This window comes from Novosphingobium sp. G106, assembly GCF_019075875.1.
Lineage (GTDB): Bacteria > Pseudomonadota > Alphaproteobacteria > Sphingomonadales > Sphingomonadaceae > Novosphingobium.
On sequence record NZ_JAHOOZ010000001.1, the window covers coordinates 386,777 to 400,843 of the forward strand.

Here is a 14,067-nt window from a genome sequence, read left to right on the forward strand (position 1 = left end):
CTTTCCCCTGACAAGAGGACCTCGTCATGGACGAACCCACGATGGATATGTGGCGCGCGCTCATCGCCTTTCGCACGCGCTACGGCCGCAACTGGAAGAGCGCGCTGACGCTGCGCTGGATGAACGGAACGGATGACAACGAGGCATTCGGCGCCTCACTGCGCGAGCTGCGCAACCATTTCGGGCCGTCCTGGCTCCACGCGCTTCGCCCGCGGTTCTTGCACGAAGCGGCGCGGCGGATCGCGCTGCTCGATCGTCTTCCGCTGATGTGCGCGACCCGCAATCTCGAGACTGGCGGGGCTATCATCCTGAAGCGCGGCGAGAGCGGCTACTGGCCCTTACCCGCTGACATGACGATCGAGAGTTTCAACGCATCGTTCGCTCCCACGCCCGGTCAGATCGCGGCCATGGAAATCGGATCGGCCTTCGGATGGGGCGTGCCGGGCGCTGATCCTGCCAACTACGACACTGACGGCGGCCCGTTGGTGCCGGACCAGCGGAGGGAAGGGGGCTGAGAAGGGATGCGGTCGGCTCGATGAGCGGCCGCATTCCCCTCTTCTCAGGAGAAGCTTCCATGAACACGATCACGACCACCGAACGGCCGGTTGTCGCCGGCGATTGCCGTGCCGGCTACAAGGTAGACATCAGCCGCGGCTGCAATGTCGGCCGCGTTTCTTCGGAGTGGTTCAGCAGGCCAGACGACGAACGTTTCTTGTCGCTCGATCCCTCCATGCCCGTGTGCGAGCACGCGCCGATGTCGCCGCCACGCGCATCGTCGAAAGCCGTGCGATCCGCGTCGAGGCTCAGAGCGACAATCCCGAACGCCTGGCGCTGCTGGCACCGGGCAGCGATGGCCCGGTCGCGCCGACCCATTGGTCCTTTGGCCAGCTTTGCAGTCTCGTCGGCGCGCCGGCCGGCTACCTGCGCGAACTCCCTGCGGCGCTAGCCGGCATCAACCTTCAGCACGGCCTCATCGCGCACCGCGGCGAGCACGTGAAACTGCTGGAAACGAGCGATGGCCGCACCGAGCTCAGGGCCGTGACCGGGCCGGACTATGGGCGGATCTGGGATCATGAACTGGTCGAGGCCGTCATGCGCTTCGCCGGCAACGGTACAGGGGACACGCGCTGGAAGGTCCCGGGCGTGCTCGACTGGGGCTCGATGGTCTACAACCCTCACGTCGACGTCAGCCAGGAGACGACGACGCTCTACGCATCCGATCGAGACGTCTTCCTGTTCCTCGTCGATGACACCCATCCAATCGAGGCAGGCAAGCTGCCTAACGGCGATCCGGACCTCTATTTTCGGGGCTTCTATTGCTGGAACAGCGAAGTGGGCGCCAAGACGCTTGGCATCGCCACTTTCTATCTCAGGGCGGTCTGCATGAACCGCAACCTCTGGGGCGTGGAAAACTTCGAGGAGATCACCATCCGCCATTCGAAGTTTGCGGCGAGCCGCTTCGCCAGCCAGGCGGCGCCGGCGCTGACACAGTTCGCCGACTCTTCGCCCAAGGACTTCGTCGAGGGCGTCCGCGCGGCCCAGGCCAAGATCGTCGCACGCAAGGACGAGGACCGCGAGAGCTTCCTGCGCGGCCAGGGTTTCTCCAAGGCCGACACGCAGCGGATCGTTGTCTCGGTCCTTGCGGAGGAAGGTCATCCGCCCGCCTCGATCTACGATTTCGTGCAGGGGATCACCGCCGTCGCGCGAACCCGCACCAATCAGGACGCGCGCCTCGAGCTCGAAGGCAAGGCGCGGCGCCTGCTGCAAAAAGTGAACTGACCCCTCCGGGCGCCGAGCACGGTTTCGCCGCCTTCCTCCCTTTGTTTTAGGAGCCAAGCGATGACCGATCGTCAGCGCGAGGAGACGCGCGCCTATTCCGTCTCCGTAACCTTCCGCAGCGGTTGCGAGCCCTATGCGATCCAGGCCTTCGAGGTGTTCGCAATCGACGAATTCGACGCCGAACGTCTTGCGCGTGACCGCGCTTCCGAGAGCGTCTACCACGACGTGCGAATCCCCGATCTGAGCTTGGACGTGACTGTCGAGCTGATCGAACCCACGGATCCTGACGATCCGCCCCCGTCCGCGGCTTCGCCGGCGGCGGGGACCGGTTGGTCCCGTCCGGCTAGTTGATCCCGGCCGGGCGGGACCTTCCTCGCTTTCGCTCTGTCGCTCTCGCAGCTTCCCGCAAATCGGAGCTTCTTCATGCTGTCCGCCCACCTGCGAGCGCGTCTCGCGTCCTTTTCGCACGCCTATTCGGTTGCTTTGCGCCTTCGCGAGCAGACCGGGCTGGACCAATACATTGTCCAAACCGCCGATCCACTTCAGCCGGTCCGCGTCAGCGCAGTTCCGCCCAAGGATGCGAATACGCTCTTGGCGCTGGTCGCATGACCATCCGTCACCAGCCGGTGCTCGCGGCCTGGGGCGCCGGCGTCGATTCGACCGCCATGATCATCGAACTGGTGGCTCGGGGAAGTCCGCCCGATGTCGTCCTCATGGCCGACACGGGAAGCGAGCGGCCCGAGACCGACGCTTTCGTGCCTATTTTCCGCGAATGGATGGACCGGCACGGCGTCGAGAATCACATCGTTCGCTATGAGCCGCGGCGCTTCAAGCATTGGCCGCCCTATCATTCGCTGCTCGAGAACCTCCTGACCAATGGAACGCTGCCCTCCATCAACTTCGGACGGCATTCCTGCTCGCAAAAGCGGAAAATCGCGCCCCAGGATGCCTGGGCCGAGCTATGGCCAGCCGCCCAAGCGGCCTGGGCACGCGGGGATCGCGTCGTGAAGCTGATCGGCTATGATTGCTCGACTGCGGACAATCGGCGCTATGCGCACCAAGAAGGGCATTGCGATCCACGCTTCGCGTTTCGCTATCCTCTGCGCGAGTGGGGCTGGGACGCGCGCTGACTGCATCGCCCGAATAGACGCCGAAGGCCTGCCCGTCCCGGTCAAATCGTCCTGCTTCTTCTGCGCTGGCATGAAACCCGGCGAGGTCCGATCGCTGCCGCCCGCCTATCTTCGGCTGATCGTGCTGGTCGCGGCGAGGGCGGCTTCCAGGCTTCGCACCGTCGAAGGTCTCTGGCGAAAATCAGTCCAGGGCAGGGGGGCGCTGCGGCCCGGCCGGGCTCCATGACCGCTTTCATCCGCGAGCAAGGCTTGCTGGTGACGGCGGAGATTGACGAATTCGTGGCGCAGGCGCCGGTGAATCTGTTGGCGTTCCAGGAGGGAGCCGCTCGTGTCCCACTCGGTGCGCGCGATTCCATGCGCAGTTGGCTCGCCCAGTTCGAGGCTGGTTGGAATGGCTTCGATTGATTTTGGGATATGAGTATGGCATATCCCATATTATTGGAGGATATTCTATGGCGTTGTACGTCAAGGATGACGAGGTCGATCGACTTGCCGATCGCGTCGCCACACTGCACCGGGTCAGCAAGACGGAGGCCGTCCGGCGTGCCTTGATGCATGAACTCGAGCGCGAGGGTGTGGCGAGCCCCCTGGTGGAGCGCGGCATGGCATTTGTCCGGGCCTTGCGCAAACGCGCGGGCGAGGGGGCGGGCCAGCCGGCGGACAAGGCGTTCATCGATAGTCTTTACAGCGACAACTGATGTTCATCGATGCTTCCGCTTTGACGGCGATCCTCGCCGACGAGAAGGATGGGCCCGAACTTCTGGCGCGAATGGACAAGAGCCGCATTCGCATAACGTCGCCCTTGGCGACCTGGGAGACCACGGTCGCGGTCGCACGCATTTTGGGATTGTCGATCAAGGACGCCGAACAGGCGGTGGAAGAGTTTCTCGCGCTCGCCGCCATTCGCGTGGTCGCCGTCGATCCCTCCGTTCGTGCCTTGGCAATCGAGGCCTTCGATCGATATGGCAAATCGCGGCATCCGGCCGCGCTCAATTTCGGCGATTGTTTCGCCTACGCTTGTGCTCGCCATGCTGGCCTGCCCTTGCTCTACAAGGGCGATGACTTTCCGCAGACGGATATTGAAACGGCGTAGAACAGACTTGGCGTCAGGTCCGGTGGTGGAGACTGGATTATGACCGAGGCCAAGGGATGTCGCAGCGAGATAGCAGGCGCGGTCCATGAACCGATGAGCGGCGCCCACGATGCCGGAGTCGTCAGCCAGGCGACTTTGCGCTCATTCGGCGAGGCATGCTTCGCGCCTGCTCCTGGTGTCGACGGCGCCGGGATTAGGTCGGTATGTGAACCGAGGACTTCCGAGTAGTCTCAGCCGACGCGGCTCATCGCGTCGCGGGCGATCCGGGCCATATCCGCGCGGTCCATCATCCGCTTCGAATGATCGTACAAATGCAGCGCCGCCGAGCGGGGAGAGAGCTGCTTCACCTCGTCATAGAGAATGTGCGTGTAGGCGCCGGCGCGGCCCAGAAGCTCGGTGAGCTCGGTCCGCGCTTCGCTGCCATCGTCCTCGATACCGCAGGCAACTTCGGCCCACAGGTGCGATACCGCGTCGGCCAGGGCCTCCGCATCATAGTAGCCGCTGTCGAGACTTTCACCGAGCGAGAGCGCCGCGAGTCGCGCGTCGATATCGTTCGCATCGGGGTCGTTGACGACATCGAGGAGCGGCAGGTTGTAGTTATAGGTGGCAAGCCAGGCGCGCATGTCGGGAAGGTCCTTGGGGTCGAGGCGTGATAGGAACATAAGTCGAACGAGCGGGCAAGCGGAAAGCGCAGGAAGGACGGAAGGCGGCTGCCCGCTGGCGCGGGCACCGCGGCTCTCGTCTCCGCTACGCTTCGACCGCGCTCCGCCTGCGCCGGTTTTCGGCCTTGGCGGGCTTCGATCCGCTGCCGGGTGCGGCGCAGGTTGTCGAACCGGATCAGCGCTTGCTGCGGCTGCACGGAGTCGCGCGTCGGCGCTGGACCGAGATCGACCGCGAGCTGACGCAGCGCGCGCATGGCGCCGAGGCGCAGTGCACAGTGGCTAGCGCTATTTGTCCCTTTCACCCTTGCCGCTGCGCGCGCTGCCTCTTTCCGTTCTTGGCCGACTTTAGCGGCCGTGCAGTCCGTAGCTCTCTGAGAACTTTCTCGGACGAACGGATCTCTTCGAGATCATAGAAGTGCCCCCCGATCCAGTCAGCAAGATAATCGTACGCATAGCGGGCGAGTATGTGTCCGCGCGTAGATTGTTTGTTCAGGTCGGCATCGAGAACATGGAGCACAGCCTTCCAGTCGACGGGGCGGGAGCGCACCAGCTGTTCCAACAATCGCCCCAAGGCGCGGCCCTTTTGCCAATGGGGGAGTTTGGTCAGCCAGATTCGGCGCATCAGTTGGAGGGTCACGCCGATGTGCGATCGCATGTCAGCTTTAGCGCCGCCCATGAACCGAATAGCCGCCTCATACAGACCAAAAGCGCGTGGATCGTCGAGCTCCAACATGCCGATCAGTATCGAAGCATCGAGCGCGAGATGATCATGAAGCATCGCGCCGAGCTTGCCGACAGCAACCAGATATTCGCGCTCCGTCAGGACGTCTTCGGTGCTAAGGACGCCCAGCACGACCTGGAGCCAGGCACCGCCTACAACCTTATTCTGCGCGGCGAACTGGCGCAGGTTCAGATCTTCCGAGACAATGATAAGGTCCTGGTCGAGCGCGACATGAATGGAATCGAACAGCTGCTGGGCGACGACGGCACCCATCGCCTTCTCGATCCGGTAATCGATAATCCCATCGGCCGGGAGGATTTCGCAATTGGCTTCGAGGTCGGCGATGACCCCGTTTACCATCGCGAGTTGGGCCTCGGTCTCCTCGGGCGTGTGGATCCTGCGCCAAGGCTGATCTCCGTCGAAGCCCATCGTCATATACTCGCGGCCGCGATTGGATTCGATCTTGGCGCGCAGCTCGAGAATGTCGTCGAAGCTCGATTGCGCTATGCACAGCCGCCCGAAATAGGCCTTCGCCGCGATCAGATGGCCTAGCTCGCGCAGCTGCCAGACAGTCAGCGTGTCGAGGACGATGCCCTTGCCACGCGCAGCCCGGACAAACTGCGCAGCCTCGATGCGCTCGTGTTCCACGCCGACGCACGTCCGCAGGTTGGTTCCCGTCGATTGTAGATGCTCGGCCAAGGCCAAAACGGACTTGTTGGCCATGGCCGCTACCAAGGCCAAAGGCACGGCTAGATCGGAATATGTCGTCGCTAAGACGTCGTTCTTGTCCTGGAATTCGCGGACGACGTCGAGTACCGGCTGCACATCGCCGTCCTTCATGTTCATCTCGAACATTGAGGTAGCATCGGGAAAACGCGCGGCATGGCTCGCCATGATGTCGTGGAGCAGCCAGATGTATTTGTGCTTGAGTTCGCGGACCCGATAGCGCCGATCGCCGCCGAATTCTGCAGGCATGATCAGGTCATCGCCCACGGCTTTCCCCTGCAAAGCCGCAGCGAGCGGATGATCTGGCGCGAAAGTCTCTATACCGTCACGTTGGACCGCGTCGATGACGCCCGCGACGTCCCGGGTACCATCGAGACCCTCGAGACTGAACCAGAAGTCCTTCTGCGCAGGTCCGGCTTTTCCGATGGGCGCGGGCAAGAACTCGTCGAAGAAGATGAGGCCGGGATAGGAGGCCATGACCTCCTCGTCCTGACGATTGGCTGTTGCAATCCGGTATCCCAGCCTTAGCGCCCGCTCGGCCTCTCCCGCGCGGCGATGGTTATGCGCGAGCCGCATCAAATCGCCTGCCGCCCCTTGAACGGCGTCGTCGTCAACGTCCTTCAGGAGGGCTGCCGCATCTGCGGCGCGGTTCCCGCGCATCAGCGTGCTGGCGAGCAGCAACATGGCCCGCAGATCGGTCGGATCGGCGGCGATCGCCGCACGCAGATAGCGTTCGGCGGCCTTGAGATCGCCGCGATTGTGCTCGGCCGCTCCCGCTAGGCGTGCATAGCGCGGGAGGGCGATGACATCGGGGGCGAGCTCTCTGAAAAACGGTGCGGTCCTCGGCCGGGTACTGGCGTTCGCGAAAGCAAAGCACAGCCACGCGAGCGGGTCGGATGGGCGGCTGAGCGCAACACGGCCATCGAGCACCTCGATAACGTCGTCCCAGGCATCGCGAAACACCGAAAGCTGCGCAAACATCACGCGGTCCGAGAAGCTCGTGTCTTCATCGATCAGCGACTTCGCCTTGGCGGCGGTGGCAGCGGCTTCCTTCGGTCGGTGGTCCCGAAAGACCTCCGCGACCCCAATATGTGCCGCGATACCCAGCGGCCACGCTTCGAGGAGACTCTCGACTTCCTGATCGAGATCGAAATCTGGGGCGGCCTCCCGGCGAGCGCGGAAGACGAGAACGTCGTATAATTGCCGTTCGGCCGGCGCTAGGGCTTCGCGCGTTTCTGGCCTTCGTGCCTCGAGGGCACCCTTCCAGTCATGGGAATTCGACAATGCCACCATCAGCGGCAGGTTGTTTGATATGTCCTGCGGAGCACGCCGAAGGAGGCGAGCCGCTTCGTCGAACTCATCGCGGTCGATGGCCACCCAGGCGGCCGTCGCGAACGTCTCGGCTGCTGTGCTTCCCAGTGCCAGCATCTGGTCACTGACTGCCTTTGCGCTGTCGAGATCACCAAGCGCCCGGTAGGCCGTGATGAGGTTGTAGGCGATCATGATCCAATTGGACTCGGTCGCGTTCTCGAAGTGGCGCACCGCCTCCCAGTGACGCTGCAGCAACTCGGCGCCCTGTTGAAGCTTGGTGCTGCGCGCTTCGGTTAGCGCCCCGAACCTTCCAAGAACTCCCATGTTGAGCGCTTCGTCAACGAGGGCATCTCCGGCCGACCGCAACGCATTGCCGTCTTCCGGAAACCGCTCAAGGGTCTCCCCAGCAAGGCTCCACCAGCTACCCGGCGCGCCTTTCTCGCGCAGGTAGCTGATCCGATGGATGCGCACGGCCAGATCGTCGAGGAGGGCCTCGGGGACGATTGCCATCGGATCGTGCGGCTCGGACGACATGGAGGCCGCCTGGAATGACAACGCGGCGGCACCGGCGTTGGAAGGGTCTTCGTGCAGTACCTCTTTTGCAAATGCCCAGGCCTCGGCGATTTTCCCTGTCAGCAGTAGGGCCAGAATGTTGTTCGCCCTGACCTTGGGATCGCCCGGATTGAGCGCATAGGCTTCAGCCAGGAGATCGGCCGCATCTGTCTCATCACCAAGCTTGAGGCGGGAAAAGGCGATGTTCGACTTTACGCGTGCTCGGATCGCGGGAGCGCTCGTTTCGTTCAATGTGGCGTCGAGCTTTTCGAGGAGCTCGAGCGCGGTCCGCGGTTTTCCGGCATTCATCAAGTCGCGATATTGGTCGACCTGGAGATCGAGGTGCTGGTCGAACGCGCTGCGCGCGGTATCGAGCGGCGTCACGCTGATGCTCGCAGCGAGAACCTTCAGTTCCTGCAGAACGCTCTCGCCCTGGGCCTCGATGCGCGACTGCCCCTCCAAGGTCTCAATGCCCAATCTGACGAGTTTGTCGGTCGACGCGCTGTAGTCGGGATCGAAGGCGGCAAGTGCCTTGGCATCGGCGCGTATCTTGTCCTGGAGCGTGTCCCAACCCCAGACCTGGATATCGATCTTGCGCCCCGCAACTGCCTGTTCCTGACTCAGTTCGATGGCCAAGAGATCGAGCACCGGCTCATCGGTAGCAGTCGTGACAATGTAGAACTCGGTAAGCAGCGGTTGAACGGTGAGCGCCCGTGCGACCTCCGCGCACACTATTGCCTTGGTCAGCTTGGCGCCGCGCGTGATGAGCTTGCATTGGATGCCGACGGGTTGGTTCGGATCCCGATCACGGCGACCTATCAGGTCGAGCCCGGACTGTTCTTTGCCGCGCGTGCCATACAATTTGACGTTGGGGTCGTTGAGATGGGCCGCGAACACAGGCACGCAACTTCGCTCGAAGACCTTTTCGTCGGTCGGGATCCCAATAATCGTCGAGGAACTCACTGGTCCATTCCGCCTGCTTCTGCGAACTCATGCAACCGCTGGCGCCAGTTCGTCCTTCGTCACACGTTCTCCTATCGTTCCTTCTCGCCGATACGGGGGACCGGCGCAATCTGCGGTGGCAGCGAGAACGGCTATTCGCACTGGTTTATGCGCAGGAAATAGCGGCTGCCCGCTACCCCGGGCGGCGCGGTCAGGAAAGCCGATCAGCGCTTGCGACGGACGCGTGGGGTCACCGCGTCGGCGCTGACTTCGAGATCGGCGGCGAACTGGCGCAGTGCCCGCATGGCGCCCAAGCGCATCATCCCGTCGCCCTCGGCGTAGTGTTCACGGACCTTGGCGCGCTTGCGCGCGAGGTCCGCGATGGCCCTGACCGTCTCTGCGTCCATGCCGGCGATCCTACACCTTGCGGCCGTCTGGGGGAAGTCGCGCGCGGCGTGAGGGCCGCCTTCTTCGGGCCGCGCTGGCTTCTGCGGTGACCGATCGCTGGAGAGAAGAGGGGGCTTTTGAGGGGTGTCGCTTGGAGTGGCCGAGCGACATTCGTCAAAGGAGAAGTCCCATGAATATCGGAGAGTTCAAGAATGTGGGCGGCCGTCTGTTGGGTTCGATCGCGACCCGCACCATCGATCTGCCCCGGCTCGGTTTGCGCCAGGTTGAAAGCACGAACGAGCGTGCGCCCGTCTTCGAGATCCTCGCGCTCAACGTCGGAAATCGCTGGGTGCAGATCGGTGCGCTCTGGGAAGCGGTCGCCAAGAATACCACCGGCGAGGCTTTCCTCCAGGGCACGATCGACGATCCGAGCCTGTCCGAGCCGCTGCCCATCGCTCTGTTCGGCAGCGACGAGGAAGGCTTCCGCGTGGCCTGGCGCCGGCCGCAGCCGCGCGATGCATTCGCGCCGCTGAACCGCGGGGCTCCCCGCCGCGAGGACGAGGGCGCAGGTGCGGGCGGGTTCGGCGACAGCACCGCCGGTGAGGGCGGGGCGCTTGGAACCGGGGCCGAGCTCGACGACGAGATTCCATTCTGAGTCGATCGGATCGCCGTCGTCATTCGGGCCGGGGGAGCAGCGCTTCTCCGGCCCTTCTTCTTTTCCGACTTTTGAGGAGCAGGGCCATGACCCGCACCCATTCTGAGAGCGTTCATCGTTTCGCTGACCTGAAGCAACTCTACGCCGAGATGACCGCCACGCCCGAGTTCCAGGCGATATTCGGTGAGCCGCTCGGCCTCACCATCGCAGGCGCCGGCGAAGAGCCTTCCGAGCTCGACATGCCCGAGCCGCTCGCTGTCCAGGCCGATTGCGGCGGGGTCATCGCCTGCCTCTTCGATCTGCTGACCGACACCCGCCTGGAGGCGCTCGCGCCTGAGATCGCCTGGGGCTTTGTGAATTCGTTCCACTTCGTCGCGGGAAAGCTCGAGCGGCGCGAGGACACGCTCGCGCAGGAACTGCGCGAGATGGCGCGTACGATGGATATGAGCGAGGTTTTCGTGCGCGAGCTCGAAGAAAAGCAGCTCCTCTGCCAGTCGGTCGCCGAGCAGCGCGAAGCCCTCGAGGCGATGCGCGACTACGCCGCCGAGATGTACCGCGCCCTGTCGGGTTGGCCCTGGTCGCCGTCCCGCGGCAGCAAGACTTCGAGGGCAGGCGCGAGCCACATCGATGCGCTCGACTTCCTGAGGGCCCGCCAGCTTGCCGCGCGGGAACGGCACATGCCCGAAGGCCCGATCGTCGTCTTCTCGGGCCCCGCGGTCTGGCACGATCATCGGCTGATCTGGGAGCGGCTCGAAGCGATCCGCGCGCGCATTCCGAGCATGACCCTGGTCACGACAGGGCAGCGCAAGGGCGCCGATGCAATCGCGGCGGCTTGGGCTGCGCGCAGCGAGGTCCGAGTGCCGCTTGTCGCCTACGGCCTCTACGGTACGGGATCGAAGGTCGCCTTCACCCGTAACCGCAAGCTCGTCGAGCTGAAACCGGTCGAGGCCGTACTCTGCGAAGGTTCGGGCCTGCAGTCGAACCTCTACCAGCTCCTGCGGCAGGCGGGCGTTCCGATCCATGCCTTCAAGAAGTCCGACCAGACCGAAGATGCGGCGCCCACGCGGCGGCGCATGGGGAGACTGTGACCATGGCGATCCCGGAACCCTATCGACGCAACTTCGAGACCCTGCTGCGCGCGGCAAGCCAAGGCGACCTCGCGCTCATGGAGTGCGCCGACGCTGTGACGGGCGAGGCACGCTACGTCATCTGCGCGGTCGGGCGCGACGGCAGCGACTACCTCTTCACGCCGTTCGGCCATCTCCACGACGGCAATCCTTACGAGGCCTATGTTCCGCCGGCTTAGGTCGGCGAAACGCCTTCCGGGATCGGGGCCTATTCGGTCAGCAGGGCGAGCTTGCGCAGGCTGGCGGCGAGGATCTCGGCCTGCTTGTCGGCATCGACGAAAGCGGGCCCGCCGCGCGCCTGAAACGTGACCTTGGTCCCGTCACGATCAGGCTCGAATGTGGTCGTAAGCGTCATCGAACCGGCGAGGTTCGGATCGTCCGTGACGACCCGAATAGCCTCGACGATCCGCTCTTCGCCGACGAGCTCGACGAATTCGACGGCGAGATCGAGCGTACCGGGAAGGGCAGGGCCAAGGGCGCCGGTCAGCGAGCGTATCCTGATGCGGTAGCCGCCGCCGATGCGCGCATTGAGGGCCGAGAAAGCCAAGTCGACACCATCAAAGGCACGCCACCCGGCCATTGTCTCGGGGTCGAGGAACGCGCGGAACAGGGCGCGCGGACTCGCGAGAACCACGCGCGCCGCCTGGACGACCTCGCCCTCTTCGCTCGACCTATCCAATGCTCTTCTACCCCTTCGAATCTGCATCCGGCGCTGCCGATACTAAAAGTGGTGCTCGCGTCACACCGGCATTGCCAGCGGCGATCTGGCGGTGAGGATGTCGGAGAAATCAGGCACGCGAGGAGACGGCCACTAGCCGCAGATTGGTTCCGTTCCAAGAGCGCCCGGCTTGCCGGCCTTGCGAAGGCGCACTATCCCGGCCTTTCGCCATCGCAAAGGCTAAGGAAACGCATGATATGATCACGCACACGGTGTTCTTCTGGCTGAAAAACGCAGATTCGATCGAGGACCGCGACAAGCTCATCGCCGGTGTCCGCGGCCTGGCGGCCATCGAGGGCGTGCGTTCGCTCGTGGTGGGCGTGCCCGCAAAGAGCGGCGATCGAGAGGTACTGGACAAGTCTTACAGCGTGTCCGAAATCCTGACCTTCGACAGTGTCGAGGACGAGGCGATCTATCAGGTTCACCCGTTGCACAAGCAGTTCATCGCAGACCACAGCCACCTTTGGAGCAACGTGACGGTCTACGACATCGAGGCCGTGTAATTAGGTCAGCGATTTCGACGCAGCCGTAATCCTTCATCCCGTTGAAGGGAGCGGCAAAGGGATTAAGCCGCCTAGCGGATAAACTTCGCCCTTCGCGCCCGGACGCAGTGCCCTGCGCGGGGCATCGAGCCCCCCCCGCAGGGCAGCTCTTCTTTCTCTCTCAAGTCCTCCAAGTGTGGCACGGGATCGCACCGGCCTCAAGGACGGCGGGGCCCCACCATTTTGCTTCGCAAAATCGTGACCCCCACCGCCGCTAGCGCGGTCACGGGCTGCGCTCGCGATCCTTGACCCCGGCGCTCGGAGCCCGTGCCGAGGAGGGGACCTCTTGCAATTGAAGGAGGTTCCCATGACGAATGCTACCCGTTCCGCCGCCCGCTTTTCCGACGTCGCCGCGTTCCTCGCCGAGGAGACGACCGAACTCTCTGAGCGGTTCGCCGCCGCCTTCCATGAGACCGCGGACGAGGTGCGTCTTGCCGCCACCGATGAGGCGATCACGGCGGACATGCCGGACGCTTGCCAAGCGCAGCTGGGCATCGAGATGATGGTGACGACGCTCTTCGATCTTTTGCGCGACACGCGCCTGGAAAGTCTCTCCGAGAGGCTCGCCTGGGGACTGGTTCACAGCTTCCACAAGGTGGCGGATCAACTGGATGGCGAGGCGGACCGGGCCGCACGCAAAGTCGGCGATCTCGTCCGCGAGAACGATGGCAGCGAGATCGCCGCGACCGAGCTGGAGGAAGCCCAAACGCTCTGCCAAGGGCTCGATGAGGCGCGCGATGCGGTCGCATGTATGCGCGATCACGCCGCGGAAATGTTCCGCATCGAGACCGGCAGGCCCTGGTCAAGCCCGCGCGCCACGCTTGCCTCGGGCAAGCGCACGGCCTCGGTGATCGCGGCGGCCGACTTCCTCGCCGCGAGGCGTGCACGCCGGATAGATGCCCATGCTCCGCAAGGGCCCGTGGTGATCTTCTCGGGCGGCCAGGTCTGGGAGGATCACGCGCAGATCTGGGATCTGCTCGATGCGTTGAAAGCGCGGATCCCGAGCATGATCCTGGCGACGACGGCACAGAGCAAGGGATGCGATGCCATTGCCGCGGCCTGGGCAGCGCGCTCGGGCGTCAAGCTCATCGCCTTCACCCCGGACCTGCGTCTCGGCAAACGGGCAGGCTTTGCGCGCAACGAAGCCATGATGCGGTTGAAGCCGGTGGAAGCCTTGGTCTGCGAAGGCTCGGGGCTGCAATCGCATTTGGCGCGCCTGGTTCGCGCCGGAGGTGTTCCGGCATGGTTCCTGACCCTGGCTGGGCAGGCCAAGCGGGCGTGAAGGTGATGAAGCCGGCGGTGGGTTCGTCCCGCCGCCGGCTCTTCTTTTTGCTTCGGGATGGAATCGGCGGGCTCAGGGAGCCGGCGATGCCGGCCCCGTCGCCTGCCGATGCACCGCCCGAATGGCGGTGGCCTCCTGCGCGCGGCTTCGCCGTGCTCGTCGCTGGGACGCCGTTCCGGCGAGTTTTACGCAGTGCTGGGGAGGGCCTTGAGCGCGGCGATGGAAGCTATCCCGCCGGCGCGAATCGCGTGGGCAAGGAGCTCGCGGAACTGGCGTTCGGTCAGCGTTTCGACGGCGAGCTCGGAGGCGAGGGCGCCATAGCTGGCGCGCAGGGCGCGACGGACACCATCGGCTTCGTCAGCAAGTTTTCGCTGGTCGGCTTCGATTTTCGTGAGCCGTTCGCGGTCGGTCATTTTGGGCATGGGAACTCCTATGCATAG

At 64.1% G+C, this 14,067-nt stretch carries 16 protein-coding genes and 1 pseudogene; 12 read left to right on the top strand and 5 right to left on the bottom strand.

Translation table 11 applies throughout. From position 1 onward, the window contains the following. Positions 1 to 26 precede the first annotated feature (26 nt). The 7 genes and pseudogenes from KRR38_RS01735 to KRR38_RS01760 all read left to right on the top strand — a co-directional run bounded on the left by KRR38_RS01735 (position 27) and on the right by KRR38_RS01760 (position 4,002). On the top strand, positions 27 to 515 hold the full coding sequence (locus KRR38_RS01735) for a hypothetical protein (protein ID WP_217398020.1): 489 nt from the start codon (positions 27 to 29) through the stop codon (positions 513 to 515). 59 nt (positions 516 to 574) lie between these two features. Further along, positions 575 to 1,779: pseudogene (locus tag KRR38_RS01740) on the top strand (DUF932 domain-containing protein). 60 nt (positions 1,780 to 1,839) lie between these two features. After that, positions 1,840 to 2,130, top strand: coding sequence for a hypothetical protein (locus KRR38_RS01745; protein ID WP_217398021.1), 291 nt, complete (start codon positions 1,840 to 1,842; stop codon positions 2,128 to 2,130). Between the two features lie 254 nt (positions 2,131 to 2,384). Then, the gene (locus KRR38_RS37265) at positions 2,385 to 2,909 is read left to right on the top strand and encodes a hypothetical protein (protein ID WP_309140952.1); all 525 of its coding nucleotides are present in this window, start codon (positions 2,385 to 2,387) and stop codon (positions 2,907 to 2,909) included. Positions 2,910 to 3,131: 222 nt separating this feature from the next. Then, positions 3,132 to 3,314, top strand: a complete 183-nt coding sequence (locus tag KRR38_RS37270; RefSeq protein WP_309140953.1) for a hypothetical protein — start codon at positions 3,132 to 3,134, stop codon at positions 3,312 to 3,314. Positions 3,315 to 3,361: 47 nt separating this feature from the next. Next, complete coding sequence (locus tag KRR38_RS01755; RefSeq protein WP_217398023.1) at positions 3,362 to 3,607, top strand: type II toxin-antitoxin system VapB family antitoxin; 246 nt, start codon at positions 3,362 to 3,364, stop codon at positions 3,605 to 3,607. Beyond that, positions 3,607 to 4,002, top strand: a complete 396-nt coding sequence (locus KRR38_RS01760) for a type II toxin-antitoxin system VapC family toxin (protein ID WP_217398025.1) — start codon at positions 3,607 to 3,609, stop codon at positions 4,000 to 4,002. The genes KRR38_RS01755 and KRR38_RS01760 overlap by 1 nt, the downstream gene beginning before the upstream one ends. 230 nt (positions 4,003 to 4,232) lie before the next feature. On the opposite strand, the gene KRR38_RS01765 is transcribed toward KRR38_RS01760, so the two are convergent. The 3 genes from KRR38_RS01765 to KRR38_RS01775 form a co-directional block, all read right to left on the bottom strand. Next, positions 4,233 to 4,664, bottom strand: coding sequence for a hypothetical protein (locus tag KRR38_RS01765; protein ID WP_217398027.1), 432 nt, complete (start codon positions 4,662 to 4,664; stop codon positions 4,233 to 4,235). Positions 4,665 to 4,962: 298 nt separating this feature from the next. Continuing rightward, complete coding sequence (locus tag KRR38_RS01770; protein WP_217398029.1) at positions 4,963 to 8,937, bottom strand: tetratricopeptide repeat protein; 3,975 nt, start codon at positions 8,935 to 8,937, stop codon at positions 4,963 to 4,965. Between the two features lie 203 nt (positions 8,938 to 9,140). Next, the gene (locus KRR38_RS01775; RefSeq protein ID WP_217398031.1) at positions 9,141 to 9,323 is read right to left on the bottom strand and encodes a hypothetical protein; all 183 of its coding nucleotides are present in this window, start codon (positions 9,321 to 9,323) and stop codon (positions 9,141 to 9,143) included. A 170-nt stretch (positions 9,324 to 9,493) separates the two neighbouring features. On the opposite strand from KRR38_RS01775, the gene KRR38_RS01780 reads away from it, so the two are divergent. From KRR38_RS01780 to KRR38_RS01790, 3 genes are all read left to right on the top strand, one after another. Then, on the top strand, positions 9,494 to 9,958 hold the full coding sequence (locus KRR38_RS01780) for a DUF736 domain-containing protein (protein ID WP_217398033.1): 465 nt from the start codon (positions 9,494 to 9,496) through the stop codon (positions 9,956 to 9,958). A gap of 86 nt (positions 9,959 to 10,044) precedes the next feature. Beyond that, positions 10,045 to 11,046, top strand: coding sequence for a DUF2493 domain-containing protein (locus KRR38_RS01785; protein WP_217398035.1), 1,002 nt, complete (start codon positions 10,045 to 10,047; stop codon positions 11,044 to 11,046). 2 nt (positions 11,047 to 11,048) lie between these two features. After that, a complete protein-coding gene (locus tag KRR38_RS01790; protein WP_217398037.1) occupies positions 11,049 to 11,264 on the top strand; it encodes a DUF6117 family protein in 216 nt (71 codons plus the stop codon). 29 nt (positions 11,265 to 11,293) lie between these two features. Here KRR38_RS01790 and KRR38_RS01795 read toward each other — a convergent pair whose 3' ends face one another. Beyond that, positions 11,294 to 11,764: an SRPBCC domain-containing protein gene (locus tag KRR38_RS01795; protein WP_217398039.1), complete on the bottom strand. Its 471-nt coding sequence runs from the start codon at positions 11,762 to 11,764 to the stop codon at positions 11,294 to 11,296. 236 nt (positions 11,765 to 12,000) lie between these two features. Between KRR38_RS01795 and KRR38_RS01800 the strand changes: the two genes are divergently transcribed. Together KRR38_RS01800 and KRR38_RS01805 are read left to right on the top strand one after the other, a co-directional pair. Further along, positions 12,001 to 12,306 (top strand): Dabb family protein, encoded by a 306-nt coding sequence (locus KRR38_RS01800; RefSeq protein ID WP_217398041.1) that lies wholly within the window; start codon positions 12,001 to 12,003, stop codon positions 12,304 to 12,306. A gap of 346 nt (positions 12,307 to 12,652) precedes the next feature. Beyond that, complete coding sequence (locus KRR38_RS01805) at positions 12,653 to 13,627, top strand: DUF2493 domain-containing protein (protein ID WP_217398043.1); 975 nt, start codon at positions 12,653 to 12,655, stop codon at positions 13,625 to 13,627. Positions 13,628 to 13,812: 185 nt separating this feature from the next. Here KRR38_RS01805 and KRR38_RS01810 read toward each other — a convergent pair whose 3' ends face one another. After that, positions 13,813 to 14,040, bottom strand: coding sequence for a hypothetical protein (locus KRR38_RS01810; RefSeq protein ID WP_254514607.1), 228 nt, complete (start codon positions 14,038 to 14,040; stop codon positions 13,813 to 13,815). Between the last annotated feature and the right edge of the window lie 27 nt (positions 14,041 to 14,067).

Bases quoted from the DNA above. Each gene is read 5' to 3' on its own strand.
- KRR38_RS01735 (WP_217398020.1), top strand. From the start codon at position 27: ATGGACGAACCCACGATGGATATGTGGCGCGCGCTCATCGCCTTTCGC.
- KRR38_RS01745 (WP_217398021.1), top strand. From the start codon at position 1,840: ATGACCGATCGTCAGCGCGAGGAGACGCGCGCCTATTCCGTCTCCGTA.
- KRR38_RS37265 (WP_309140952.1), top strand. From the start codon at position 2,385: ATGACCATCCGTCACCAGCCGGTGCTCGCGGCCTGGGGCGCCGGCGTC.
- KRR38_RS37270 (WP_309140953.1), top strand. From the start codon at position 3,132: ATGACCGCTTTCATCCGCGAGCAAGGCTTGCTGGTGACGGCGGAGATT.
- KRR38_RS01755 (WP_217398023.1), top strand. From the start codon at position 3,362: ATGGCGTTGTACGTCAAGGATGACGAGGTCGATCGACTTGCCGATCGC.
- KRR38_RS01760 (WP_217398025.1), top strand. From the start codon at position 3,607: ATGTTCATCGATGCTTCCGCTTTGACGGCGATCCTCGCCGACGAGAAG.
- KRR38_RS01765 (WP_217398027.1), bottom strand. From the start codon at position 4,664: ATGTTCCTATCACGCCTCGACCCCAAGGACCTTCCCGACATGCGCGCC.
- KRR38_RS01775 (WP_217398031.1), bottom strand. From the start codon at position 9,323: ATGGACGCAGAGACGGTCAGGGCCATCGCGGACCTCGCGCGCAAGCGC.
- KRR38_RS01780 (WP_217398033.1), top strand. From the start codon at position 9,494: ATGAATATCGGAGAGTTCAAGAATGTGGGCGGCCGTCTGTTGGGTTCG.
- KRR38_RS01785 (WP_217398035.1), top strand. From the start codon at position 10,045: ATGACCCGCACCCATTCTGAGAGCGTTCATCGTTTCGCTGACCTGAAG.
- KRR38_RS01790 (WP_217398037.1), top strand. From the start codon at position 11,049: ATGGCGATCCCGGAACCCTATCGACGCAACTTCGAGACCCTGCTGCGC.
- KRR38_RS01800 (WP_217398041.1), top strand. From the start codon at position 12,001: ATGATCACGCACACGGTGTTCTTCTGGCTGAAAAACGCAGATTCGATC.
- KRR38_RS01805 (WP_217398043.1), top strand. From the start codon at position 12,653: ATGACGAATGCTACCCGTTCCGCCGCCCGCTTTTCCGACGTCGCCGCG.
- KRR38_RS01810 (WP_254514607.1), bottom strand. From the start codon at position 14,040: ATGACCGACCGCGAACGGCTCACGAAAATCGAAGCCGACCAGCGAAAA.